Genomic DNA, 23,510 nt, shown 5'->3' on the forward strand with positions numbered 1-23,510 from the left:
ATGATAGACGGAATTATGATTCGCAGACTAGAAACCAATGCCGATATGCGCTTGATCCAACAACTCGAACGCGAAGTATGGGACATGTCGCCGGTACCGACGCACCAGACATTTACCGCTGCTAAAAATGGTGGAATTTTGGTCGGTGCTTTTGACGGCGAACAGCTGGTCGGCTATTGCTATGGCTTTGCCGGGTTTAAAGACGGCAAAACTTATCTCTGTTCTCATATGATGGGCATCCATCCGGAATATCAGTCGAAAGGCATCGGCAAACGCCTCAAACAGGAACAGCGGAAAATCGCGCAGCAGATTGGCTACGATTTAATCACCTGGACTTTCGATCCATTGGAAAGCCGCAATGCGCATCTCAACACCTCCAAATTATTCGGCATCAGCACCACTTATATTGAAGACTGCTATGGCGAAATGGATGATGGCTTAAACCGCGGGCTGCCGACTGACCGTCTGCAGATTGAATGGTGGATTTCAAGCAGCCGTGTTGAAGATGCTTGGGTGCCCAAAATCGCCGAGTATAAAAATCCGTTTCAAATCACGCAGACTCCGAATGGCTTTCCGGTACTTGAAATTAATGAGAGTGAAGTTCTATCCGGTGCGGAAGGAATTGAAGTGCCAGTGCCACAGGATTTTCAGACGATTAAAAAACTGGACCCTGAATTGGCGCTGGACTGGCGCATGAAGATCCGGACAGTGTTCCAGCAGTTATTCGCAGCCGGCTTCGCAATCACCGGTGTTCGAAAGGTTGAGGAAGGCGTCCATTATTATCAATTTGTTCCGGCAAAGACCATTCCATTACAACCAATAGAAAGAGGCGATAGGCAGTGAAAATTACAGAAATCAGGATTCGGAAGATGAAGATGATGATGAAAAAACCATTTACCACTAGTTTCGGGACATTCCAGGAAAAGGACTTCCTATTGCTGGAAGTAAAAGATGAACTCGGCAATTCAGGCTGGGGAGAATCGGTAGCGTTCCATTCTCCTTGGTATAGCGAGGAAACGCTGGAAACAAATATGCACATGATCAAGGATTTCCTGGTGCCGATCGTATTTGAAAATGACATCCGCCATCCGGACGAAGTCAGTGAATTATTCAGCCATCTCCGCAAAAACAATATGGCGAAGTCGACAGTTGAAGGAGCCATTTGGGACCTTTATGCGAAACGCAACAAAATGACGCTCGCAGAAGCTCTCGGAGGTACCCGCAGTAAAATTGAAGTCGGCATCAGCATCGGAATCCATGAAGACATTAATGATTTGATCGATACAGTCGCTGGATTTGTGGAAGAAGGCTATAAACGGATCAAAGTAAAAATCAAGCCGGGCTATGATGTGAATGTGATGCGGGAGCTTCGTGCCAAATTCCCGGATGTGCCGATGATGGCAGATGCCAACTCGGCTTACCGCCTGAAAGATATCGATTTGCTGAAACAATTGGATGAATTCAATTTAACGATGATCGAACAGCCATTGGCTTCAGACGACATTATCGACCACGCCAAACTGCAGCCGGAACTTGCTACGCCAATCTGCCTGGATGAAAGCATTCATTCATTGGAAGATACCCGGAAAGCGGTGGAGCTTGGAAGCACCAAAATCATCAATATCAAAATCGGCCGGGTCGGCGGATTGACGGAAGCGAAAAAAATCCACGATTATTGCATGGCCCAAGGCATTCCGGTTTGGTGCGGCGGGATGCTCGAATCAGGAATCGGCCGTGCACATAATATTGCACTCACAACTTTGCCGAACTTCATCCTTCCAGGAGACACTGCCGGTTCGTCGCGTTACTGGGAAGAAGACGTCATTTCTCCGGAAGTGATTGTGGAAGATGGGTATATCACCGTTCCCGAGGCTTATGGAATTGGCTACGCCATCAATCAAAAAGCCATGGACAAGTTCACCGTTGAAGAACTCATCTTCAAAACACAGCGAACAGCAGCGGGCACCGGACAATAAAATACGTTTAATCAAACGGGGGAAAGAACATGAGAAAAAGTTTTCAAATTGGCGGTGCCTTTATCGGTGTAATCGTTGGCGCAGGGTTCGCTTCCGGGCAGGAAGTTCTGCAATTCTTTACGAGTTTCGGGATTTATGGAATTATCGGATCGTTGATTGCCATGGCGCTTTTCGCTTTTCTTGGGATGAATCTGACACAACTCGGCAGCCGTCTTCAGACAAAATCGCATCAGCATGCCATTCGCCATATTTGCGGCAAGTATTTGGGTCCGGTCGTTGACGTCGCCATTACATTCTTCTTATTCGGCGTAACGGTCGTCATGTTTTCCGGATCCGGTGCCATTTTCGAACAGCAATTCGGCATACCCGGCTCGGTCGGGAATATACTGATGGCCGTTCTAGTGATAGCTTCGGTAATGCTGAATGTCCAAAAAGTGATTTCACTGATTGGCGCTTTCACTCCGGTATTGCTGGTCGTCGTCATTATCATAACTGCGTATTCTCTTTTCAAATTCGAAATGTCGGCTGCAGAAATCGATGCGGCGACAGCTGCTGCGGCGAACAGCCAAGCCGCTCCCCATTGGCTGCTCGGCGCCATCCTTTACGTCTCTTATAATTTGGCTGCCGGTGCTGCAATGATGACGGTCATGGGTGGAACGGTAAAAGATGAGAAAGTTGCTGCGTGGGGCGGGATTATCGGGGGATTGGGCCTTGGTTTGCTGATCTTGCTGATCAATGTATCGATGCTGACACAGTTGAAGGAAATCGCAGCGGTGCCGATGCCGATGCTGGTATTGGCCAACAATATCAGCCCTTTTATCGGAGCAATCATGTCAATCATCTTGCTTGGCATGATCTACAACACGGCCGTCGGAATGCTCTATGCTTTCACAGCGCGCATTGTGAAGTCTGATAGCCCGAAATTCAAAGTATCAGTCATTGGTTTTGGCACTGCAGCATTTGCTTCCAGCTTTTTTGGATTTGTGACGCTCGTCGGAACTATTTATCCGGTGATGGGTTATTTAGGGTTCACGCTGATTGCGGCAATTGTCATCGCGTGGTTTCGGAGAAGGAAAGTGCAAGTGGCTAAGGAAGCGCTCAGCTGAAAGATAAGTTGGCTGAAAACTCAAGGAAAAGAAAAAGTTACCTCTGGCATTTCGTTTAATGCCGGGGGTTTTTCTGTCTAAAGCCAGCTTCATCAAATTTGATTTTGATGGATTTAATTTATCTTAAGTAACAGCGTTTCTCATACTAAGAAGTTTTTATCGCGGGCTCTTCGGGAACATAAAACTAGGTGCGAATATGGCGTACTCCTGTCAATGAAGTAATTGCATCATGTTCCGGTTTTGTATGTCTGAAAATTCAGTCATTATCTATCGTCAGCGATAGGAATATGCTACTATTTAAGTGAATTCATGCATCTTCTTTTAGATTTTACTCAAAAGAGAGCAGAGGTGGTAAAACGTGTAATACGGTCAGCTTTTCATTCTTATATTCGGCATGCCAAAAGGAAATGGCAGGCACATTGTAAAGCCCAATTATTTATACCTTCAGTATGGCTGAACTTATCATCGACATTGATAAAATTGGAGAAGAGAGGGATTAATATGGCTGATGCAAGCGTCCGTGCGCGAATTCAGCGCTTCGGAAGTTATTTGAGTGGAATGATCATGCCAAATATCGGTGCCTTTATTGCTTGGGGTCTTATTACTGCTTTGTTCATACCGGATGGCTGGTTCCCGAATGAAACTTTGGGTTCGCTGGTCGGCCCAATGATCACATATTTACTGCCCTTATTGATCGGGTTCACAGGCGGCCGGCTCGTCTACGATTTTCGCGGTGGTGTTCTTGGGGCCATAGCAACAATGGGGGTTATTGTCGGAGCTGAAATTCCGATGTTCCTTGGAGCCATGATCATGGGTCCGCTTGCCGGGTTTGCGATGAAACTGATAGACGGCTGGTTCCAGCATAGAATCAGAGTCGGTTTTGAAATGCTTTATAATAACTTTTCCGCTGGTATTTTAGGGGCATTCCTGGCGGGAATCGCTGTTTTCTTCGTCGGGCCAATCGTCAATACGTTGACGAATACACTGGCCAATGGGGTTGAAGTGATTGTTGAAATGGGATTATTGCCGCTTGCGAGCATCATCATTGAACCGGCGAAAATCCTCTTCTTGAACAATGCCATTAACCATGGGATTCTAAGCCCATTGGGTGTGGAACAAGCGGCAGATGCAGGAAAATCCATTTTGTTTCTGCTTGAGACAAATCCAGGTCCGGGGCTTGGTGTGCTTTTAGCTTTCTCGGTATTCGGCAAAGGGATTTCAAAAGCGTCCGCGCCAGGAGCAGCCATCATCCAATTCATGGGTGGGATTCATGAAATTTATTTCCCATATGTCTTAATGAAACCCATTTTGCTTCTGGCTGTAATTGCCGGCGGGATGAGCGGCGTATTCACATTTACCGTATTTAATGCCGGTCTTCCGGCAACACCGTCTCCCGGCAGTATTTTCGCATTGCTTGCCTTGACGCCGCAAGGAAATTACTTGGGCGTCATTTCCGGAGTGGTCGTAGCGGCAGCGGTATCGTTTGCTGTTGCATCTGTCGTATTGAAAACCAGCAAAGTGGAAGATGAAGATTTAGCTTCGGCAGCGGGAAGAATGGAAGAAATGAAAGGCAAGAAAAGCGATGCAACTGGTTACTTGACTCCAAAACCAGCGAAGGAAGTTGTGGGGATGACTTCAGGTGACCGGGTTGAAGCTGATAATACACAGCCGGTCAATGCGGCTCCGCTTAAAAACACGGAAGAGATACGAAAAGTCGTTTTCGCTTGCGACGCCGGAATGGGATCAAGTGCCATGGGGGCTTCGCTGCTCAGAAACAAATTCAAAAAAGAAAGTATCGATGTACCGGTGTCCAATACAGCAATCAACCAGCTTCCGGAAGATGCAGACATCGTAGTTACCCATAAAGATTTGACTGACCGAGCAAAAGCGAAACTGCCGAATGCTGAACATATTTCAGTAGAGAATTTCATGAACAGCCCGGAATACGATAAGCTGGCGAGACGTTTGAAAAATCAGTAGCAGCAATCTAAAAGAAAAATTCCAGTAGGAGTGATTTGGATGGCGAAAGAAGTGTTGAGCAAAGAAAATATCAAATTGAATGTGCCGTTGAGTGGGAAAGAAGAAGCAATTCGATTCACAGGAGAGATTCTTGTAAGGCAAGGATATGTCGATGCCGGTTATATCGATAAAATGTTTGAACGGGAAGAAATGGCTTCCACTTATATGGGGAACTTTCTGGCGATTCCGCATGGTACGGAAGATGCCAAAAAAAATGTCTTTGAAACGGGTATTTGTGTTGTAACTGTACCGGATGGCATTGATTTTGGAGATGGCAATCTGGCCAAGATATTCATCGGGATTGCTGGAAAAGGGAACGAGCACCTAGAGATTCTTTCGAATATCGCGATTGTCTGTTCGGAAGAAGAAAACATCGATAAAATTTTGAATGCCCGATCAGAAGAGGAAATCCTGGATCTCTTTAGCGAGGTGGGGTAAATGCAGGCAGTGCATTTCGGGGCAGGAAACATCGGCCGGGGGTTCATCGGCCTTCTACTCAATCAATCGGGATACAGCACGCTTTTTCTCGATGTCAACGACTCAGTCATCAATGCAATAAATGAAAAGAAAGAATACGAAGTCACTTTATCGGCTACGGAAAGAGAAGTGATACGGGTCGATAATGTATGGGGCATTAACAGCATGTCGAATGCAGAAGAAGCAGCTGAATTTCTGAGCAGAGCAGACCTTGTCACGGCAGCGGTAGGACCGAATGTGCTGCCTGCGATTTCGGGGTTGCTGGCTGAAGGATTGAAAAGAAGATTTCAGAACCGCCCGGAGCCATTGAATGTCATCGCCTGTGAAAATATGATCAATGGCAGTTCTGTGTTGAAAGAACATGTTTACAAGCATTTATCCGTGGAAGAAAGAAACATGGCTGACGAATTGATTGGCTTTCCCAATGCTGCTGTAGACCGGATAGTCCCGGATCAGCGCAGCGGCGATCTGCTTGGCGTAGCCGTAGAGCCATACTATGAATGGGTTGTTGAGCAGCCGGCAATCAAAGGGCAACGGCCACCCGTAAAAGGCATCACCTACGTGGAGGATTTGAATCCTTATATAGAGCGCAAACTTTTCACAGTGAATACCGGCCATACTGTCCCTGCTTATTTAGGCCGCTATAGAGGACATCAAACGATCAATGAAGCGATGGATGATGAAGGAATTGAACGCATTCTACAAGGGGTGCTTCGGGAAACGGGAGAAGTACTGATTCAATTGCATCATTTTGACAGTGCCCAGCACGAAGCATATACCCGGAAAATCATCGGCCGGTTCCGAAATCCATATGTTTCAGACTTCGTTACACGTGTCGGGAGAAGTCCAATCCGGAAATTAGGAAATAATGACCGTTTGGTCCGCCCGGCAAGCCTTTATCTGCAGCTAACCGGAAAAGAGCCGGTCAACTTGGCCACTGTGATTGCAGCCGTGCTGCTTTACGAAAATGATGAAGACGATGAAGCGCGCGAATTGCAGAAATTGGTTAAAGAAAAAGGATATGAGGATGCTTTCCGACAAGTTTCGGAATTACCGGTTGGCGACCCGCTAATTCCGGCAGTAATGAAGCAATTGGCTAATATGAAACAATAAAGATTGAAGAAAAGCGACACAAAAAGCGGCAGTCCGACTGCCGTTTTTTGTGTCGCTTTTATAAAATAAACGTCTATTCAGCAATTATTCAATGATTTATAAAGTCCTCAATTGTACTGAAATCATTATGCCATACTGAAGAGGTATTTAAGAAGCTGAAGGGGGTTGACTCGAAATCAGTTAGGGTGTGCAAGTGCGCGGAGCTTCGAAACCTCTTATCTCCGTTATGATCATTAAATATTATACAAATGGCCGAAAATGCAGTTCGACCGTTTGTTTTTTATTTAAAATGTTAGGTATCTTAAAAATTTGGGTAAAGCAACGTTATACAGAAGTTATATCATAAAATTAAAAGAATAATAAAAAAATATTGTTTAGATGGAAACATACGGGGAATATGGAAGAAGCAATCATATATAAATTGCAAAAAAAACGAAAAATGGAGGGAGAAGTCTATGAACCAATTCACGGGAGCTTTTCGGGACATGGGAACCACAATCGTGAATTTCCTGCCCAACGTCATTGGCGCCATTCTGCTGTTATTAGTCGCTTGGCTCGTTGCCACAATCGTCCGTGCAATTTTTACGAAAGGGCTGAAAAAAGCTGGAGCACCCAATGCCATGGTCAAGGGCCATATGGCAAAGACGCAGGAAGATGCGAACAGTAAACTGGACTCGATCGGCAAAATATTATACTACTTAATTTTCATCCTGTTCTTGCCTAGTGTATTTGATCAACTGAATATGAGAGCCGTAGCAGCACCCATTACAAATATGATGGACAAATTGCTAGCCTTCATACCAAACTTGCTGATGGCAGCGATTATCCTCATACTTGGCTATTTCGTCGCTAAATTTGTAAAGAATCTGGTTGCAACCCTTCTGACTACAATTAATATCGACAAATGGTTCAACAAATTGACAAACAAAACTGGAACTCCGGAAAAAATGTCTGCAAGCAATAAAAACACATTAGCAAACGTTCTTGCAAATGTTGTTTTCGTTCTAGTCTTGATTCCAATCATCACAGTGGCACTTGAAACGTTGAATATCGATTCGATTTCGCGTCCGGTTTCCGACATGCTCAACCAAGTGCTGAATATGATTCCGAATATTTTTGTTGCGATTATCCTGATTTTAGTCGGGGTGGCAATCGGTAGATTTATCGGCGATTTGCTGGCCAGCCTCTTGAAAGGTACGGGGCTTGATAATATTTCCCAGTCGTTGAACTCGGGTTCGAGACCGAATATGCCAACGCTTGATTTGGCTACAATTATCGGGAAAATTGTTCAAGTATTGATTATCGTTTTCTTCACAGTTGAAGCGTTGAACGTTTTGGAGCTGGAAGTGCTTAACAATATCGGGACTTCCATCATTGGCTACTTGCCGCTTGTGTTAAGCGGACTTATCATTTTGGGCCTCGGCATAATCGGCGCCAACTTGCTTGGCAATTACATCCAGCGTGCTTCTGGAAACCGCATGTACGGTGCAATTGTCAAATACGCGATTATCATCATTGCAGTATTTATGACGCTTGACCAATTGAATTTTGCCACAAGCATCGTCAATTTGGCATTCCTGTTCATCATCGCTGGGCTGGCTGTGGCATTCGCCATTTCGTTCGGCATCGGCGGCCGGGATTTTGCGAAACGCCAATTGGACAAATTTGAAGCGAAAGCACAAGCAGAAGATAACAAACCGAATGACGGAAATTTATAAGTTCAGTAAAAAGAGAATGCCTTATAATAGGCATTCTCTTTTTCAGGCTATCGGGAAACTTTCAGCAGTCTTTTCTCATTTCGCTCTAGGACGGACGCTTTTCGCGGGGGCGGCCTGAGCCTCCTCGCTCGCTGGCGAAAACCGTGTGCTCCTGCATCGCTGCGCTAGCTTCGCCGCAAATGAATGGGGCAAACTGCTTTTGCCCCATTCATTCCCTGGGGGGTCTCAGGACTCGCCCTGTTTCCGCAGAAAAGGCATCACCCAACCATAGTCGGGTGGTGCCTTTGCGACGAAGCGCCTGGCGCTGTAGGAGCACATCTTTGCCCTTCGCCGCTTTCCGCTGCATTCTGCTCTCTTTTACTACTTTTAGAGACGCTCTAAAAGTGTGATGGTTTTGGAAAGCTCGTGAATGTTTGTACCTCCTCTCCAGATATGGAGCCAACCGGCGGAGAAAACATACTGCTCCTGCGCAAGCTCGTCGCAAAGACTTAGCCTCGCAGGCTTCGGCTAATGTCTTGCCTGCGGGGCAGCGTAAGCGACGAGACAGCCGAGACCCTGCAACGCCCTTTCATGTTTCGAAGCTAGCGAAGCGATGCAGAAACAGGAGCGTAAGCGACGAAGCGGCTTGGCGCTCGCCCGCGGCTAAAACATATGCTCCTGCAGCGCTGTGCGCTTCGTCGCAAAGACATTAGCCTCGCAGGCTTCGGCTAATGTCTTCGCAGCTGGTTGGCGGAATATCGGTTAGGAGAGGATCACCAATACAAGTTTTACTTTTTCATCAAGCTTAAAAGAGAAGGTCTATAAAAATCAATCTCTTTTTATTGCTCATTTAGTTTCATCTAGCAGATTCTTAAGAGCTTGTTTCTCCAAACTGATCTCATTTCCTGTTCTTGCACCCATTTTTCGAAGCAGCGGCAAAGGAGGGCACCAGCCTTGGACAGCCTGCTGAATCATGAAAAGACTGGCAGCTCCACTGAGATACATCCATTTCTTATTGGAAATTATGCCAAGAATAGAAGAAGTGAATGCAATGGAAGCTAAATTCACTTCCAATATGCGCTCCGCATCCCATTCCTTTTCCAATTCAATGACGCGTTGCTGGATTGTTTCTCTATCTTTCCCTTTAAAGTAATTTACATTTGCTTCAATTTGACGTTCAATTTCTTCGTTAATAAGGTCTGGTGTATGCTGGGCAATTCTTGATTGGGTTGAAGGTAATGTTTCGATTTCCATGGCCATGTTTATGCTACCTGCTTTCATTTTTTGTCTTAAGAAGTATTATTCCGCTATTTTCAAGTTTTAAACATGGAACAAGGAATTTATAAAGCCAGGCTTTAGATTATGATATAAAACTGAGGAGGTTTTACAATGCCTGTATTCAGCTTGGGAGAAGCGATGCCTGATTTTATACTGCCAGCAATATCTGGGGAAATTTTTCTTTTGAATCACAGAAAAAAACAGATAAAGAATGGCACTTCATTGTGTTTTTCAGGGGGTCCTGGTGTTCAGCCTGCATCAAAGCGCTTAAAGACTTGGAAAGCAATAAAACATATTTTGACGGGGAAAACATTCACCTGATTGCAATTTCTACAGATATGCTTGCAGATTTGAAACAAATGTCAGACGAACTTGGATTATCCTTTCCAGTATTAGCAGATGAAAGCCTGAAGTTTTTAAAGCAATACGGCGTCTATCTGCATGGTGAAGAGGCCCCATACGAAGATACAGGAATACATGGTGAACCGGCGTATTTTTTGATGGATGAAAACGGGGAATTGCTTTATCAGCAAAGACAGACCAGTCCTTATGGACGCCCGACAGCCGATGAACTGCAGCAGATTATAAGGTTCATCAAGAAGAAGTTGCAAACTGTCTAAATTCAGATAAAAGCGGATTCGAATTTTGCGAATCCGCTTTATTTATTGACTTAGCTTTCAAAAAGAACATATAAATTACCTGAATATTGCATTATACTTAATTCACCAGATGTGCCGGAATTAGAAAAGAGGGGTTTTCGTGCAAAGATACATTTGCGAAACATGCGGTGTGCAATATGAGAATTCTGCTGTTCCACCGAGCCAGTGCAAGATCTGCAACGAAGAACGGCAATATATCAACCCGATGGGGCAAAGCTGGACCACTTTGGAACATATGATGAAAGGGGCTCCTTATAAAAATTGGATTGCGGAGGATGAAGAGGAAATTCACAGCATTGTTACGAAACCCGATTTTGCTATTGGCCAGACAGCCTATTTAGTGCGAGAGAAAGGGTTTAATCTCTTATGGGATTGTATTACCTATATCGATCCTACGACAATTGAGGAAATAAAAGACCTGGGAGGTGTTGACGCCATCGCACTCTCTCATCCACATTATTATGCAAGCCAAGTGGAATGGGCCGATGCGTTCAATGCCAATATTTATATTCATGAAGACGACAGGCAGTGGGTGACCCGGCAAAGTGAAAAAATCATATTCTGGTCAGGACAGTCGATTGAACTACATGAAGGATTGATACTGCATAAACTCGGCGGGCATTTTAAAGGGGCGACTGTGCTCGAATGCCAAAAAGGCATTATATTTTCCGGAGATATTGTCCGGGTTACGCCAGACTTCCATTGGGTCACTTTTATGTACAGCTATCCTAATTTCATTCCATTGCCGGCATCAACCATCCAAAGGATGGCAGATTATTTGAACGGGATCAACTATTATCGGATTTACGATGCTTTCCACCGGATAATAAAGGAAGATGCGGATGAAAAAGTGCAAAAATCAGCACAGCGGTATATTGATGCGCTGAACGGAAATTTCTTTTCTACGTAACGCTTTCAGGCAAAATAAGGAGGAAGAAAAATTTATGGATCGTGAACAGCTGAAAAAGAGAATTTTCACAGCAAATAAACAACAAGCAGCCGAGCTGGTGATTCGCAATGCAAATATTGTGAATGTCTTTACGAAAGAACTGACTCAAGGAGATATTGCCATTACAGACGGCGTGATTGTTGGAATCGGGGAATACGAAGGCGAAAAGGAAATTAATGCTGCCGGACGGTATATTTGCCCGGGCTTGATTGATGCTCATGTCCATATAGAATCGTCAATGGTGACTCCCCATCAGTTTTCCCAGGTCGTGCTGCCTCACGGAGTGACAACTGTCATTACTGATCCGCATGAAATTGCGAATGTCAGTGGATCCGAAGGCATTGAATTTATGCTGAACGATTCCGAAGCTGCCATGCTGGATATACTTGTTATGCTGCCTTCTAGTGTGCCGGCAACTTCTTTTGAAAACTCAGGCGCTACACTGACTTCAGATGATTTGCAGAAATTTATCGGCCGTGACAGTGTTTTAGGGATAGCGGAAGTGATGGATTTTCCTTCTGTTTTGAATGGGAAAGACGGCATGCTGGACAAGCTATTCCTTAGCCGGCAAATAGACGGCCATGCGTCAGGATTAAAAGAAAATGACATCAATGTCTACCGCACTGCCGGCATATTGACAGATCATGAATGCGTCACCAAAGAAGAAGCGGTTATCCGGCTGCAGCGAGGCATGTATGTCATGCTAAGGGAAGGATCGGTAGCCAAAAACCTGTCAGCGCTGCTCGAAGCAGTTAACGAAAACAATGCACACCGCTGTTTATTTTGCACAGATGATAAGCATTTGGACGACTTAATCGAAGAAGGCAGCATCGATGTTAACGTCAGGGCCGCGATACAATATGGCATTAATCCAATTACAGCGATCTCTATGGCAAGTTTTAATGCGGCACAATGCTACGGTTTGCATACAAAAGGCGCAATTGCCCCCGGATTTGATGCGGATTTTATCCTTCTGGACAATCTGGAGGAATTTACAATTTATGAAGTTTATAAAAAAGGCAAGCTTGCGGCTGCAAATGGCCGGTACGCGGGTCCCGATTCTTCTGTGACAGCTACCGAAAAAGTGCGGGAGACGGTAAATCTTAGCCGATACACTCAAAAAGATCTGCAGATCCATTTAGGAAAAAGCACAAAAGCGAATATTATCGGCATCAATCCCAATAGCCTCATAACGGAACATTTAATTGAAGAAGTAGAGACGATAGACGGCTACTTCCTGCCGGACATTGAAAAAGATCTGCTTAAAATCGCAGTGGTCGAAAGACATCGTGCAACCGGAAATATCGGCCTTGGCATCGTCAAGGGTCTTGGATTGAAAAGCGGAGCCATTGCGACTACTGTCGCGCACGATTCGCACAATATCATCGCGGTCGGAACCAATGATGCAGATATCTTACGCGCTGTTGATGCACTCGAGAGAATGGGAGGCGGACTCACGGTGGCGGAAAACGGGGAAGTGTTGGCGGAATTGCCGCTGCCGGTAGCGGGACTGATGTCTGAAGAAACCTTTGAAAAAGTCTATAAAGAATTAAAGCAAGTGGATAAAGCCCTTTCAAAACTGGGAGCCCCGTCACACTTTAATGCCTTTCTCACTTTATCTTTTTTATCGTTGCCAGTTATTCCCCATTTGAAGATCACCGATTGCGGTTTATTCGAAATGGCAGCGTTCCGGCACATTGAAGTTCCGGTTGATGAGGAAAGATAGGAAATCAGCTTTAATACTTAATCTTTAAATGATAAACCAAGAGCTTGATTCATTGTTGGATCAAGCTCTTTAAATCGGGCAAGAACAATTCAGTGTATTCAACTACTTAGGCCAAATCCTGGAGCCTTATATGTCCGATTTTTTTCGTTCTGAATTTGATAAAATGCCAATTATAGAAAAAGTGGTTTAAAAAATTTACGAAGAAGGAATTAGTGCAGAAGATATATGTTTTGTGGCTGAATTTGCTCTGCGGCTCGAATTATAATATTATTAAGAAAAATATTTAAAATAATTGAAATTTCTGATTTATTAGGAAGGAGTGGAGAAATAAGGTTACCACTATATTTCAAGGAAGAATGTAAGCGCTAACATTAGAAAAGGGGGCTAAATTGATGAAAAAATTTTTATTGTATCTCGCTATTATTTCAGTTCTAATATTGTCGGGATGCGGCGGCGGTTCTGGCAGTGGAGAAACCGCTGACGGAAAAATTGAATTGACCTTCATTAACGGATTTACCGGCGGTGACGGAGATTATATGAAAAAAATCACCAATGGCTTTAATGAATCACAAGATAAGTATGTAATCAAAGAATCCCAGGAAAAAGATCATTACACGAAATTCAAAACTGGAAATTATGATTTAGTCATGATCCATACAGATTTGCTTGAAACATTCAAGCAAGATGGCATGATTCAAGATATCAGCAGTTTAATGGAAACGGCTGGAATTAGCCCAGACGATTTTCATCCTGTTGCAAAAGAACAAGTGACTTTTGACGACGGTGTCTTTGCGCTGCCTCTGGATATCCATCCCATGACCATGTTCTATAATAAAAAACTAGCTCCTGAAGCTCCTCAAACCTATGAGGATTTCGCAAAATTAACGACTACGCTCCAGCAACAAGATCCCAACCTGTTTGCGACAGGTGTCCCGAGTGCAGGCCTTGGGGAATGGTTCATTATGACAGTAGCAGCTCAAAATGGAATCAATATGGTTGAAGACAATCATGTGAACTTTTCTCAAGAAGAACTGGCTGATGCTTTAATGATTTACCACGACATGATTTTTAAAGACAAAATATCTCCCCAAGGCTTAGGGCTGGATGGAGAATTCCAGGCGTTCATGAAACAAGTGGATGAAGGCGGCAGTGCCGTTCAGACGGCTACAGCATTAACGGGTCCTTGGTATTACCAAGCTGTAAAAGAAGCCTATGGAGATGATTTAGGAATCGCTTCTGTCCCAGTAATCGCAGAGCAGCCGGGTGTTTACGGCGCTGGACATACACTTGCACTGCCTTCTTCAGTAACAGATGAGGAGCGCATGGCTGGACTTGCGGAATTCCTGAAATACATGTATACACCTGAAAACTTACTCAACTGGGCAGATAGCGGACAAGCGCCTACGCATATACCGACAATGGAATTGGTGGAAGCCGATCCTGAAAAATATCCGCTTTCCGCGCAAAACATCAAACAATTTGATTCTTTCGAAGGTGCTCCTAAATTGTATCAGTATCGCGAACAGGTCCGTTACGTAGTAGAGAATGTATACCCGAAAGTTGTTGGGGAAGAAAATATGACAAAAGAAACACTGATGAGCGAACTGGAAAAAGCGACAGAGCAAGCGAAACAAGTCGCAGAGACGGCACCTCAGTAACTGGTTGATAAAGAGATATAAATGAACGGCATTTCCTACTGTAATTCAGTGAAATGCCGTTCTATTTAAATAATCGGGGGTGTCATGGCTATGCGAATTTCAAAAACCTGGTCCATTATTTTATTTCTGCCATTTCTGATCTGCTTTACCTTATTTCTAATTGTTCCATTCGTATATGGCCTTTATATCAGTTTTCATCAATGGTCTATTTTTGGAGGAAATGGGGGATTTGTCGGTCTTGATAACTACGTAGCGATACTGACACCTGGCAATGTTTACAGCAATGCTTTTTACAATGGATTAAAGAACACGCTGATTTTCGTGGCCATTAGTGTGGTGCCGCTTGTGGTGATTAGTTTAGCTTTGGCTTTAGTGGTCGACAGCATCCCAGATAAATTGAAAGTATTTTACCGGACGGTCTTCTTTATTTCTTATGCTGTTTCCGTTACTGCGGTTTCAGCAATTTTCAAATGGCTTTTTACTGGGAATGGCGGGTATGTTAATAATGTTATGAACACTTTCGGTCTTGGCACACCGAACTGGCTCAACGATCAGCCACTTGCCTGGATTGCCATATTAATTGCGACAGTGTGGTGGACAATTGGATTTAATATGATTTTGTTCATCAATGCTTTGGATGAAGTGGACCAGAATTTGTACGAAGCTGCTGGTTTGGACGGAGCCAATTGGTGGCAGCGGTTCAGTTATATTACGTTTCCTTCCATTAAAGGAGTTTTTGTTTTTTTGACAATCATAACCGTCATTGCGTCCTTCAATCTTTATGGCCAAACTTTGCTCATTACAGCTGGTGGCCCGGCGCAAAGTACAACTTCCTTGATCATGGTCATCCAGCAGGTAGTCTTTAACCAGAACAACTTAGGGATGGCTTCTGCGATGTCGATGCTAATGGGCTTTGTCATGGTCTTGATTGTAGCCGCTCAGTATTTCTACACATTCCGCAAAGATTAGGAGGTAGTGGAACTATGAAAAAATCCAAGGGTAAAAATGCATTTATTTTAGTCGCTGCCACCCTGCTTGCAATTTTATTTCTGCTGCCTTTGATTTTCATGCTGTTCACATCGTTCAAGGCATTGAGCGAATCTATGTCATCTTCAGCGCTATTTCCGAGAGCCTGGACCATGGAAAACTACAGCAGTATTTTTGGAGTTGCGGCAGATGTTCCTGTAATTCGCTGGTTGGCAAATACAGGGATCGTAACGATTGCAGGCACCGCCTTGGTGGTTTTTGTCGATGTGCTGGCTGCCTATGCATTGGCACGCTTAAATTTGCCCGGGAAAAAGTTTTTTTTCACCATGGTAGTGGTGGCATTAACGATACCGGGCATCGTTACGCTGTTTCCGATGTTTTATATCTTCCGTGAATTGAACTTGATCAATACCTTTGCGCCGCTGATTTTAATTTATTCTGCCAATACGATGGGAGTATTTCTGGTTTATAGTTTTTTGAAAGGTTTTCCGAGAGATTTGGAGGAAGCGGCAGTTATTGACGGTGCTTCACTTTGGCAGATACTGCGATTTGTCATTTTCCCAGCGATACGGCCGGTTGTTGCCACTTTAGCTGTTTTGACTTTCCTGACAATTTACAATGACTTCCTATGGCCATCTGTCGTCACCAGTGCGGATGAGATGAAAACGGTAACGGTTGGAGTAGCGAATCTTGTTCAAGGAGCCAACTTCGTTAACCCGGGCCGGATGATGGCGGCGACCGTTGTTGCCACGTTGCCCGCATTGATCATTTTCGTAGCTGCAAACAGGTATTTTGTACGCAGTGTCATCAGTTCCGGAATCAAATAAGACTTTGTGCAAAGCGTGTATGCTGTAAAAGATGCACGCTTTTTTGTGCTTTCTTGAATTATGGGCAAATATCCGGACAAACTTCTAAACAAGCAGCAGAAATATACGATATGATGGATGCATGGAAAAGAAAAACTGTCATTTTGATTTGTTTAGGAGGAAAATTAAGTGAATTGCTTTATTGTCATGCAAGGCGAAACGTATCAAGAGGAAAAGAAAATGAGTTTGTTATGGACACCTCAACGGGATAAGTCCGGAATGGTGCCGCATTCCTATAAAAGGATGCGGGATATAAAAAAAGGCGACCGGATTTTTCATTACGTGAAAGGGTATATTGTTGCTCTCAGTGTGGCAAAGGAAAATTGCCGATTGGGGAATAAGCCGATAGCGGTTAACATGGCTAATGGAAAGGAAGAAAAGGGCTATTATGTTTCTGTCGAGTACCATGAACTGGAACAGTCTTTAAGCATACATGAGCATTTTGATGAGCTTGCCAGTTTGCTGCCGGTCAAATATGCGGCTTTCCAGGAAGACGGAAGCGGCAATCCGGGTTATCTGTATCCCTGCAATGAAGAGCTTGCCATCAAAATGCTGGAAGGCATCAGTATGCTGAATGTCTATGTGCCTGAAGAAGAACAGCTGGAATTAGCGATTGAAGTGATCAGGACGACCGAACATAATCCTTTGGTGCCTTTGATCGCCGAAACGATACTGGAAGCGAAAACAAAGATGCAGCGCGGTGAGCAGCAATTCCGGAAACGGCTGACGCCATTATGGAATAAATCATGCCCTCTTTGCGGAATGGACTTGGAGCCTGTGCTGAAAGCGAGTTATGCAAAACCATGGAAAGATAGTTCAGATCCGGAACGGCTTGATCCATATAACGGTGTTTTACTGTGCAGCAATCATGATTCGATGTATACTTACGGACTCATTACCATCAACGCAAATGGCAAGCTGCAAATTTCCGCAACCATTCCAGAAGAAAAATACAGCGATTATGGATTGTCCGCGCGTCTGCGAATACCGGTCTATCCTGACAACAGCGGTTATTTCAAATGGCATAAAAAGAATATTTTCATAGATAAAAGAAGCCGGATTGCTACCCTTCATGAAGAAAAACCGGTGATTGAAGAAATAAATTCGGAACAGGAAGCGGCAGAGAAAAATTAATGAAGGCATGCAGTGAACCGCGTGATTCCGGGTATACAAGGATTACACCTTAACCCCTGGAGAACGGAGAGCCTATATGGATATTTTGATGACGGTATTGCTGTTGATCAGTTGTTTGCTGATTTCTAATATAGTTAGCCACTATACCCCTTTTATTCCCACTGCATTAATTCAAGTCGCGTTAGGGGTACTCCTTGTTTTCATCTTTGACGATATTACCTTTGATATCGAAACAGAATGGTTTTTGCTGCTATTTATTGCCCCGCTTCTATACAACGATGGCCGGCATTTCCCGCGGGAAGAATTGTGGAAGATGAGAGGGCCGATACTGGGGAATGCGGTATTGCTTGTGCTGATTACGACAGTGGCGGGAGGGTACTTCATCCATTGGATGATCGATGATATCCCGCTTAGCGCAGCTTTTGCATTGGCTGCCATTTTATCTCCTACTGACCCAGTGGCAGTCAATGGGATTGCCCAGCGCATTCATATCCCCCAAAAAGTATTGAATCTGGTCCGGGGTGAATCGCTGATCAATGACGCCTCCGGGCTTGTCGCTTTCAACTACGCAGTGGCAGCAGTAGTGACGGGATACTTCTCGTTATCTGAAGCGGCATTAGACTTTTCATACAAATTTATAGCTGGAGCAGTTTTAGGCTTGGTTTTGGGCTTGCTTATTATCTGGATCCGTTATATTCTGCGCCGGCAAGGCATCAACGATGTCACTTTTCAATCACTTCTCCATGTCATGACTCCTTTTATCATTTTCATCATTACTGAAGATCTGCTGCATGCTTCGGGAGTTATCGCTGTAGTCGTTGCCGGGATTGTCCATTCATTGATCCGGGAACGAACCGAAACGCTGGTAGCGGAAGAACAGATGCTTGCTGAAAATATATGGACAATTATGCTGTTCGTGCTGAACGGCATTGTTTTTCTGCTGCTCGGATTGAACATCCCTTCTTCGATGAGCGGTGTGCTTGAGAATCCGAATATCAACGAATGGATGCTGTTCGGCTATGTAATCGCAATCGCGCTTGTTATTTTGGGTCTTCGTTTTGTATGGGCGCATTTATTTGAGACTTATGAATACCGGTTTGGAAAAGTGGAAGACAGTCCAAAGCCTAGCCTTAAAACCACCTTATTTGTCAGCTTAACAGGGGTTCGCGGAACCGTTACGATGGTTGGTGTCTTATCGATTCCTTTCTTTTTGGAAAATGGAGAGTCTTTTCCAAACCGTTCATTGATCATTTTCTTAGCCGCTGGAACGATTTTGTTCACCTTGGTCGCGGCCACAATTCTATTGCCTTTGCTGAGCAGAGGCATGTTGGAAGAAGGGGAACAAACGGACTTTTTGGATACAGAAGAAGCGAGAAGGCGTATCCTGTTGGCTTCCATTAAGAAAATAAAAGCTGAAATGGACGAAGAAAATGAAGTGGCAGCTTATGAACTGATGGACGAATACAAATTGCGGCTTCATCAGACACTTTCAGAGAAAAAAGCTTTATCCAATAAAACAAAAAGATACAGAAGGAAGTCAAAAGAAATTCGATTAATGGCATTAGATACAGAAAGGAAATTTGTAGAAGAATCTCGTCGAAATGACATGGACAGGGAAATAGTTGAGGCTTTTGAAAAGTCGCTTGAACGCCGGGAAGAAATTATCCGGCAAAATATCCGCTCTCTTACCGTACATTTGCAAGGTAAACTCATCAGGGCCTGGAAAAGGTTCAGAGGACAGTACTTGAAGGATGAAGAAACGCGTCTTGTCAAAATACAGATTGGCAAAGAAGTCCAATTGGGAGCTTTGCAGGCAGCAGTAAAAAAACTGGAGGAGTATAAAAATGAATCGGCTGATAAAGAAATCGTTGATTCGGTGATTTCCGATTATAATCAGATGATCAGCGGTTTGAAACGGCCTGAAGCCCAGTATAATGAACAATTCGAACTTCAGAAAGAAGAATTGCGCATCATCGTGATGGATACCAGTAGAGCAGAGATAAAAAGCTTGTATGAAGCGGGAGATATTACAAGAGAACAAGCAAGGGAATTGAGAAGATTTGTAAACTATATTGAAAGCATCACGCTTTATGAACGCGGAGATTAAAATATCATTGAAAAAGGTTTGCAAGCTTATCTGAAGCGATGCAGCCTTTTTTTGTATGCGTGCAAGAAAATGATTGCTGCGGGGAACCAAGAGCACATTTATATAAAGTACGGCTTGTTTAATAGTCCGAATAATAAGATAATTTAAATGCCTATGAAAACTTACAAGGAGGGGAAAAGATGGAAGGACAAACGAATATCATAAGATTGAGCAATGGATTCCATGTATGGACCAGAAAAGCTGGAGAAAGCCATATCAAAGTATTATTGTTGCATGGCGGTCCGGGATTGTCGCATGATTACTTAGAGAATTTCCAGGAATATCTGCCGCCTGAAGGAATTGAAATTTATTTTTACGAGCAATTGGGTTCTTTTTATTCCGATCAACCGGATCAGGATGCACTCTGGAACTTGGAGCGTTTTTGTGACGAAGTGGAAGAGGTGCGATTAGGGTTAGGGCTTTCAGATTTTTATCTTTATGGCCACGGCTGGGGCGGCATGCTGGCGATCGAATACGCGCTGAAATATGGAGATTCTTTAAAAGGATTAATTATATCCAGCATCACTGCAAGCACGAAATCATTTGTAAAGAGTGGAAACGAAAGCAGAGATGCGTTGCCGGCAGAAGTCGTTGAAAAAATGAAATCTCTGGAAGAGTCCGGTGGCAGCGAAGCGCAGGAATATGAAAATCTGTATTGGGAATATTATGGAAAAAAGCACATCTGCAGACTGGATTCCAAGCCGGAACCTGTCGCCCGTACTGAAAAACGGATAAATTTGAAGGTATTGACACCATTGATGGGAGATAAAGAATTTGATGTAAATGGAGCGCTGAAAGACTGGGACTGCTGGGAGAACCTGAACGAAATAACCCGTCCTTCTTTGGTGATTGCCGGTCGCCATGCTGCTCTATATGAGGAAGATATTGAAGAAATGGGCAGGCGCCTGCCAAATTCCCGGGTGGCTTATTGTGAAGACGGCAGTTTATTGGCCATGTGGGACGACCCGAATGCTTATTTTAAGCACATCCTTTCTTTTTTGCAGGATGTTGAAAACGGAAAAATAGAGAGACAGAAAAAATAAAGAAAAACCGGATTCGATGGATGGTTTTCATCCTTCCCGAATCCGGTTTTTCTTTTTGGCTTCTAAACTTAGGAATTTAACAGAATGCCAAATTCTTCTTCAAGCACTTTGAGTTTTTCTTCCGGCGAAAGTTGGGTTTTTTCTTTCTTTCCATTTTCAGAACGCGTCAATTGATGATCGGATAATGTGACGCGGCCTTCCGGAGTTGCCTTGGTGACCAAGTCATCATGGGTAAACGGAGAGTCTTTTGAAATTTGGTTAAAAACACAGCCTTCATGAAAATCGGCAAGCTGCTTTTCTTCCAGGCTGAAGCGGTAGAGCGTCCGCTCTTTGCCGTCATTTTCCCGGACCAGGTCATAGAATTTCTCGTCAACTTGTTTAATGGTGTAAGTTCCGCTATGGTCGGTATGCCGTTCACCTCCAAGCGGAATCGGAGTGATAGTAGAATCGCCAAATCCGGCATCAACAAGGTAAGGAACATCGAGATTCACCAGAATTGCCGCATGGGTATCCGCTTTTGACCATGTGCCATCCGGCTTCTGGACGGTTGCAGAAATCAGTTGGGCATCGAATCCCAGTTCTTGGAGCAGCCAGTGGAACAACCCGTTAATTTCATAGCAATAGCCGCCGCGTCTTTGGTTAACAATTTTTTCATATATATTCTCAACGTTCAAGTAAATGGGAACCTCACGGATTACATCCAGGTTTTCAAAAGGGATGTTCTGCATATGCAAAGACTGCAGGCGGGCAAGGTCCTGCAAAAAGCATTCCTCCACCGGGTAAGCGTTGAATCTTTTCAAATAAGCGACCGTATCCATATTCTATCTTCATTCCTTTCATACTATATCTCCATTAATAGTAGCATGGCAACAATAAATGAACACGAAATTTGAATCTTGAAGAGGCAACAATTATCAGATGTTCTTTCTGTGCCGCTTATAAAATGCCGGCATTGCTGTGCCATCATTTGAGTTGCTGAGTTTTTCTGAAAGGATATATTTTACTGTTATTTATCTGATTTTTTGAATAATTAGTCATTTAAATTGCAAGTGTTTAATTTTCTGGGTATTAATTCCCTTTTTAATTTAATGAAATTTTAGTAAGATAAAGATAATTGAGAAAACTCCGTTACTTTAGAATGTAATTTTATTTCGATTAGTTTTTTCTTTAAGTCTTTGGGTTCGGAAATTATTCCGCCTTTTTTACATAATCATTTTTAAAAAAAGATATTAATTTTTCTTTTCCTCCTGCTGTATTGTGCAGAACGGGACCATGTATGAGGAAAAGAAAATTTGCAGGTGGGAAAGAACTTTGGCTTCAGCACTTCAAAAAAAAGTTCAAGAGATCAACACTATGGAAATGAGGTTCTCCAGAATGTTAATCAGGTACAAAAAATCATGTGAAAAAATCGCCATGGGCTTGCTTTCTTTTATGCCGGGAGAGAAAGACCTAAAAAAATTAAAGCAAACGATACAAAAATACGAAGAGAATGCCGATTGCCATTTATACCTTTGGAGAAAAGGGGATGATTTCATCGGATTGATCGGTGTAGAGCTGGAGGATTCCCATTTCACAGTTCATCATATTTCAGTGATGCCATCCTACAGAAGTGAAGGCATTGGACGCGCCATGGTAGAAAAAATCCAACAAATTCTCGAACCTCGAGAAATTCGGGCTTCAGAAGAGACGAAAGAATTTGTGGAGATGTGCAGGAAAGTTAAAAAAAGTAATCACTGACCAAAGCCTAGCAGAAATGATCAAGTCCGCATAAATCGAGAAAAAAGATTTTTAAATCGAAATTCGGAAGGAATGGATGTTATGCAGCTAGTGGAAACAGTGGCAGAAAAAGTAGGGCATCTTTTAGATGCAGAAGTGGAAGGGAATTCTGATAAATACATCATTAAAAAGAATAGAACACTTCAAATATGCACAGAAAACGTCTGTTTTACTTGCGCCCTTGAGTTGGATATTTTTTTTAAGCGGATGCATGGCAACGGGATTGCTTTTAATAAAGCAGAAATTCTTTTGTTGCCGGAAGAATTGAAGGCTTTCAATTCTGCTTTAATGGAACATGAAATTACTTTTCCCACTTCGTTTCGCCAGTGGCAAGTAGAAAATCCACATATTATCGCAGTAAATATCGAATCAATGGAGCCGCCGGAAAATTTTGCTGCACGTCTTGCTTCAGCTTTGCAAGTCATCGATAATAAAGAATTCCAGCTGGATCGGACATGGGTATGATTTTATGCTGATTTATTTAAAAAAGGGTTCTGGAATAATTATTTCAAAACCCTCCGCTTGTTGAGAAAGATAAAACTTGTATTGGTGATCCTCCCTTAACCGATATTCCGCCAACCAGCTGCGCTTGCCGCGGGCGAGCGCCGAGCCGCTTCGTCGCTTACGCTCCTGTTTCTGCATCGCTTCGCTAGCTTCGAAACATGAAAGGGCGTTGCAGGGTCTCGGCTGTCTCGCTATCCCGCAGGCGTCTCCGCTGGTTGACTCCATATCTAAAGAGCAAGCACAAACATTCGAGAGCTTTCCAAAACCATCACACTTTTAGAGAGTCTCTAGAAGTGGTAAAAGGAAGTGGAATGCAGCGGAAGGCGGCGAAGGGCAAAGATGTGCTCCTACAGCGCCAGGCGCTTCGTCGCAAAGGCACCACCCGACTATGGTTGG

The 23,510-nt window shown here is 43.7% G+C and carries 21 protein-coding genes; 19 read left to right on the forward strand and 2 right to left on the reverse strand.

What is annotated here, in order from left to right; genetic code table 11:
- The 7 genes from ACSFXN_RS06445 (at position 1) to ACSFXN_RS06475 (ending at position 8,409) form a co-directional block, all read left to right on the forward strand.
- Complete coding sequence (locus ACSFXN_RS06445) at positions 1-843, forward strand: GNAT family N-acetyltransferase (RefSeq protein WP_437149357.1); 843 nt, start codon at positions 1-3, stop codon at positions 841-843.
- Positions 840-1,976 (forward strand): o-succinylbenzoate synthase, encoded by a 1,137-nt coding sequence (menC, locus tag ACSFXN_RS06450; RefSeq protein ID WP_437149358.1) that lies wholly within the window; start codon positions 840-842, stop codon positions 1,974-1,976. The genes ACSFXN_RS06445 and menC overlap by 4 nt, the downstream gene beginning before the upstream one ends.
- A gap of 29 nt (positions 1,977-2,005) precedes the next feature.
- Positions 2,006-3,082 (forward strand): YkvI family membrane protein, encoded by a 1,077-nt coding sequence (locus ACSFXN_RS06455; protein WP_437149359.1) that lies wholly within the window; start codon positions 2,006-2,008, stop codon positions 3,080-3,082.
- 501 nt (positions 3,083-3,583) lie between these two features.
- Positions 3,584-5,062 (forward strand): PTS mannitol transporter subunit IICB, encoded by a 1,479-nt coding sequence (locus ACSFXN_RS06460; protein ID WP_437149360.1) that lies wholly within the window; start codon positions 3,584-3,586, stop codon positions 5,060-5,062.
- Between the two features lie 39 nt (positions 5,063-5,101).
- Entirely contained in the window at positions 5,102-5,539 is a 438-nt protein-coding gene (locus tag ACSFXN_RS06465) for a PTS sugar transporter subunit IIA (RefSeq protein ID WP_437149361.1), read from the forward strand.
- The gene (locus tag ACSFXN_RS06470; protein ID WP_437149362.1) at positions 5,540-6,691 is read left to right on the forward strand and encodes a mannitol-1-phosphate 5-dehydrogenase; all 1,152 of its coding nucleotides are present in this window, start codon (positions 5,540-5,542) and stop codon (positions 6,689-6,691) included.
- Positions 6,692-7,146: 455 nt separating this feature from the next.
- Positions 7,147-8,409, forward strand: coding sequence for a mechanosensitive ion channel (locus ACSFXN_RS06475; RefSeq protein WP_300989139.1), 1,263 nt, complete (start codon positions 7,147-7,149; stop codon positions 8,407-8,409).
- Positions 8,410-9,234: 825 nt separating this feature from the next.
- Here the strand turns inward: ACSFXN_RS06475 and ACSFXN_RS06480 are convergent.
- Positions 9,235-9,648 carry a DUF2892 domain-containing protein gene (locus ACSFXN_RS06480; RefSeq protein WP_437149363.1) on the reverse strand — a complete coding sequence of 138 codons (414 nt, stop codon included), beginning with the start codon at positions 9,646-9,648 and terminating at the stop codon, positions 9,235-9,237.
- 129 nt (positions 9,649-9,777) lie between these two features.
- Between ACSFXN_RS06480 and ACSFXN_RS06485 the strand changes: the two genes are divergently transcribed.
- The 10 genes from ACSFXN_RS06485 to ACSFXN_RS06530 all read left to right on the forward strand — a co-directional run bounded on the left by ACSFXN_RS06485 (position 9,778) and on the right by ACSFXN_RS06530 (position 20,834).
- The gene (locus tag ACSFXN_RS06485) at positions 9,778-9,987 is read left to right on the forward strand and encodes a hypothetical protein (protein WP_437149920.1); all 210 of its coding nucleotides are present in this window, start codon (positions 9,778-9,780) and stop codon (positions 9,985-9,987) included.
- On the forward strand, positions 9,891-10,286 hold the full coding sequence (locus tag ACSFXN_RS06490) for a peroxiredoxin family protein (protein WP_437149364.1): 396 nt from the start codon (positions 9,891-9,893) through the stop codon (positions 10,284-10,286). The genes ACSFXN_RS06485 and ACSFXN_RS06490 overlap by 97 nt, the downstream gene beginning before the upstream one ends.
- 139 nt (positions 10,287-10,425) lie before the next feature.
- Complete coding sequence (locus tag ACSFXN_RS06495; RefSeq protein WP_437149365.1) at positions 10,426-11,235, forward strand: hypothetical protein; 810 nt, start codon at positions 10,426-10,428, stop codon at positions 11,233-11,235.
- A gap of 34 nt (positions 11,236-11,269) precedes the next feature.
- The gene (ade, locus tag ACSFXN_RS06500) at positions 11,270-13,000 is read left to right on the forward strand and encodes an adenine deaminase (protein ID WP_437149366.1); all 1,731 of its coding nucleotides are present in this window, start codon (positions 11,270-11,272) and stop codon (positions 12,998-13,000) included.
- 392 nt (positions 13,001-13,392) lie between these two features.
- Positions 13,393-14,658, forward strand: coding sequence for an extracellular solute-binding protein (locus tag ACSFXN_RS06505; RefSeq protein ID WP_437149367.1), 1,266 nt, complete (start codon positions 13,393-13,395; stop codon positions 14,656-14,658).
- An 84-nt stretch (positions 14,659-14,742) separates the two neighbouring features.
- Positions 14,743-15,627: a carbohydrate ABC transporter permease gene (locus tag ACSFXN_RS06510; RefSeq protein WP_437149368.1), complete on the forward strand. Its 885-nt coding sequence runs from the start codon at positions 14,743-14,745 to the stop codon at positions 15,625-15,627.
- A 14-nt stretch (positions 15,628-15,641) separates the two neighbouring features.
- Positions 15,642-16,472 (forward strand): carbohydrate ABC transporter permease, encoded by an 831-nt coding sequence (locus tag ACSFXN_RS06515; protein WP_437149369.1) that lies wholly within the window; start codon positions 15,642-15,644, stop codon positions 16,470-16,472.
- Between the two features lie 168 nt (positions 16,473-16,640).
- The gene (locus tag ACSFXN_RS06520; protein ID WP_437149370.1) at positions 16,641-17,645 is read left to right on the forward strand and encodes an HNH endonuclease; all 1,005 of its coding nucleotides are present in this window, start codon (positions 16,641-16,643) and stop codon (positions 17,643-17,645) included.
- A gap of 76 nt (positions 17,646-17,721) precedes the next feature.
- Positions 17,722-19,752 (forward strand): Na+/H+ antiporter, encoded by a 2,031-nt coding sequence (locus ACSFXN_RS06525; protein ID WP_437149371.1) that lies wholly within the window; start codon positions 17,722-17,724, stop codon positions 19,750-19,752.
- A 179-nt stretch (positions 19,753-19,931) separates the two neighbouring features.
- Positions 19,932-20,834, forward strand: coding sequence for a proline iminopeptidase-family hydrolase (locus ACSFXN_RS06530; RefSeq protein WP_437149372.1), 903 nt, complete (start codon positions 19,932-19,934; stop codon positions 20,832-20,834).
- 68 nt (positions 20,835-20,902) lie between these two features.
- On the opposite strand, the gene ACSFXN_RS06535 is transcribed toward ACSFXN_RS06530, so the two are convergent.
- Positions 20,903-21,652 (reverse strand): arylamine N-acetyltransferase family protein, encoded by a 750-nt coding sequence (locus tag ACSFXN_RS06535; protein WP_437149373.1) that lies wholly within the window; start codon positions 21,650-21,652, stop codon positions 20,903-20,905.
- A gap of 493 nt (positions 21,653-22,145) precedes the next feature.
- On the opposite strand from ACSFXN_RS06535, the gene ACSFXN_RS06540 reads away from it, so the two are divergent.
- A complete protein-coding gene (locus ACSFXN_RS06540; protein ID WP_437149374.1) occupies positions 22,146-22,571 on the forward strand; it encodes a GNAT family N-acetyltransferase in 426 nt (141 codons plus the stop codon).
- Between the two features lie 81 nt (positions 22,572-22,652).
- Entirely contained in the window at positions 22,653-23,075 is a 423-nt protein-coding gene (locus ACSFXN_RS06545; protein ID WP_437149375.1) for a DUF1259 domain-containing protein, read from the forward strand.
- The last annotated feature ends 435 nt before the right edge of the window (positions 23,076-23,510 follow it).

The sequence above is a fragment of the Planococcus sp. 1R117A genome (assembly GCF_051417975.1).
Taxonomy (GTDB): domain Bacteria; phylum Bacillota; class Bacilli; order Bacillales_A; family Planococcaceae; genus Planococcus; species Planococcus shenhongbingii.

What these genes read in the sequence shown, in the direction of transcription:
- ACSFXN_RS06475 (WP_300989139.1), top strand. Translation starts at nt 7,147, where the DNA reads ATGAACCAATTCACGGGAGCTTTTCGGGACATGGGAACCACAATCGTG.
- ACSFXN_RS06525 (WP_437149371.1), top strand. Translation starts at nt 17,722, where the DNA reads ATGGATATTTTGATGACGGTATTGCTGTTGATCAGTTGTTTGCTGATT.
- ACSFXN_RS06460 (WP_437149360.1), top strand. Translation starts at nt 3,584, where the DNA reads ATGGCTGATGCAAGCGTCCGTGCGCGAATTCAGCGCTTCGGAAGTTAT.
- ade (WP_437149366.1), top strand. Translation starts at nt 11,270, where the DNA reads ATGGATCGTGAACAGCTGAAAAAGAGAATTTTCACAGCAAATAAACAA.
- ACSFXN_RS06545 (WP_437149375.1), top strand. Translation starts at nt 22,653, where the DNA reads ATGCAGCTAGTGGAAACAGTGGCAGAAAAAGTAGGGCATCTTTTAGAT.
- ACSFXN_RS06515 (WP_437149369.1), top strand. Translation starts at nt 15,642, where the DNA reads ATGAAAAAATCCAAGGGTAAAAATGCATTTATTTTAGTCGCTGCCACC.
- ACSFXN_RS06470 (WP_437149362.1), top strand. Translation starts at nt 5,540, where the DNA reads ATGCAGGCAGTGCATTTCGGGGCAGGAAACATCGGCCGGGGGTTCATC.
- ACSFXN_RS06510 (WP_437149368.1), top strand. Translation starts at nt 14,743, where the DNA reads ATGGCTATGCGAATTTCAAAAACCTGGTCCATTATTTTATTTCTGCCA.
- ACSFXN_RS06535 (WP_437149373.1), bottom strand. Translation starts at nt 21,652, where the DNA reads ATGGATACGGTCGCTTATTTGAAAAGATTCAACGCTTACCCGGTGGAG.
- ACSFXN_RS06465 (WP_437149361.1), top strand. Translation starts at nt 5,102, where the DNA reads ATGGCGAAAGAAGTGTTGAGCAAAGAAAATATCAAATTGAATGTGCCG.
- ACSFXN_RS06445 (WP_437149357.1), top strand. Translation starts at nt 1, where the DNA reads ATGATAGACGGAATTATGATTCGCAGACTAGAAACCAATGCCGATATG.
- ACSFXN_RS06455 (WP_437149359.1), top strand. Translation starts at nt 2,006, where the DNA reads ATGAGAAAAAGTTTTCAAATTGGCGGTGCCTTTATCGGTGTAATCGTT.
- ACSFXN_RS06530 (WP_437149372.1), top strand. Translation starts at nt 19,932, where the DNA reads ATGGAAGGACAAACGAATATCATAAGATTGAGCAATGGATTCCATGTA.
- ACSFXN_RS06485 (WP_437149920.1), top strand. Translation starts at nt 9,778, where the DNA reads ATGCCTGTATTCAGCTTGGGAGAAGCGATGCCTGATTTTATACTGCCA.
- ACSFXN_RS06505 (WP_437149367.1), top strand. Translation starts at nt 13,393, where the DNA reads ATGAAAAAATTTTTATTGTATCTCGCTATTATTTCAGTTCTAATATTG.
- ACSFXN_RS06480 (WP_437149363.1), bottom strand. Translation starts at nt 9,648, where the DNA reads ATGGCCATGGAAATCGAAACATTACCTTCAACCCAATCAAGAATTGCC.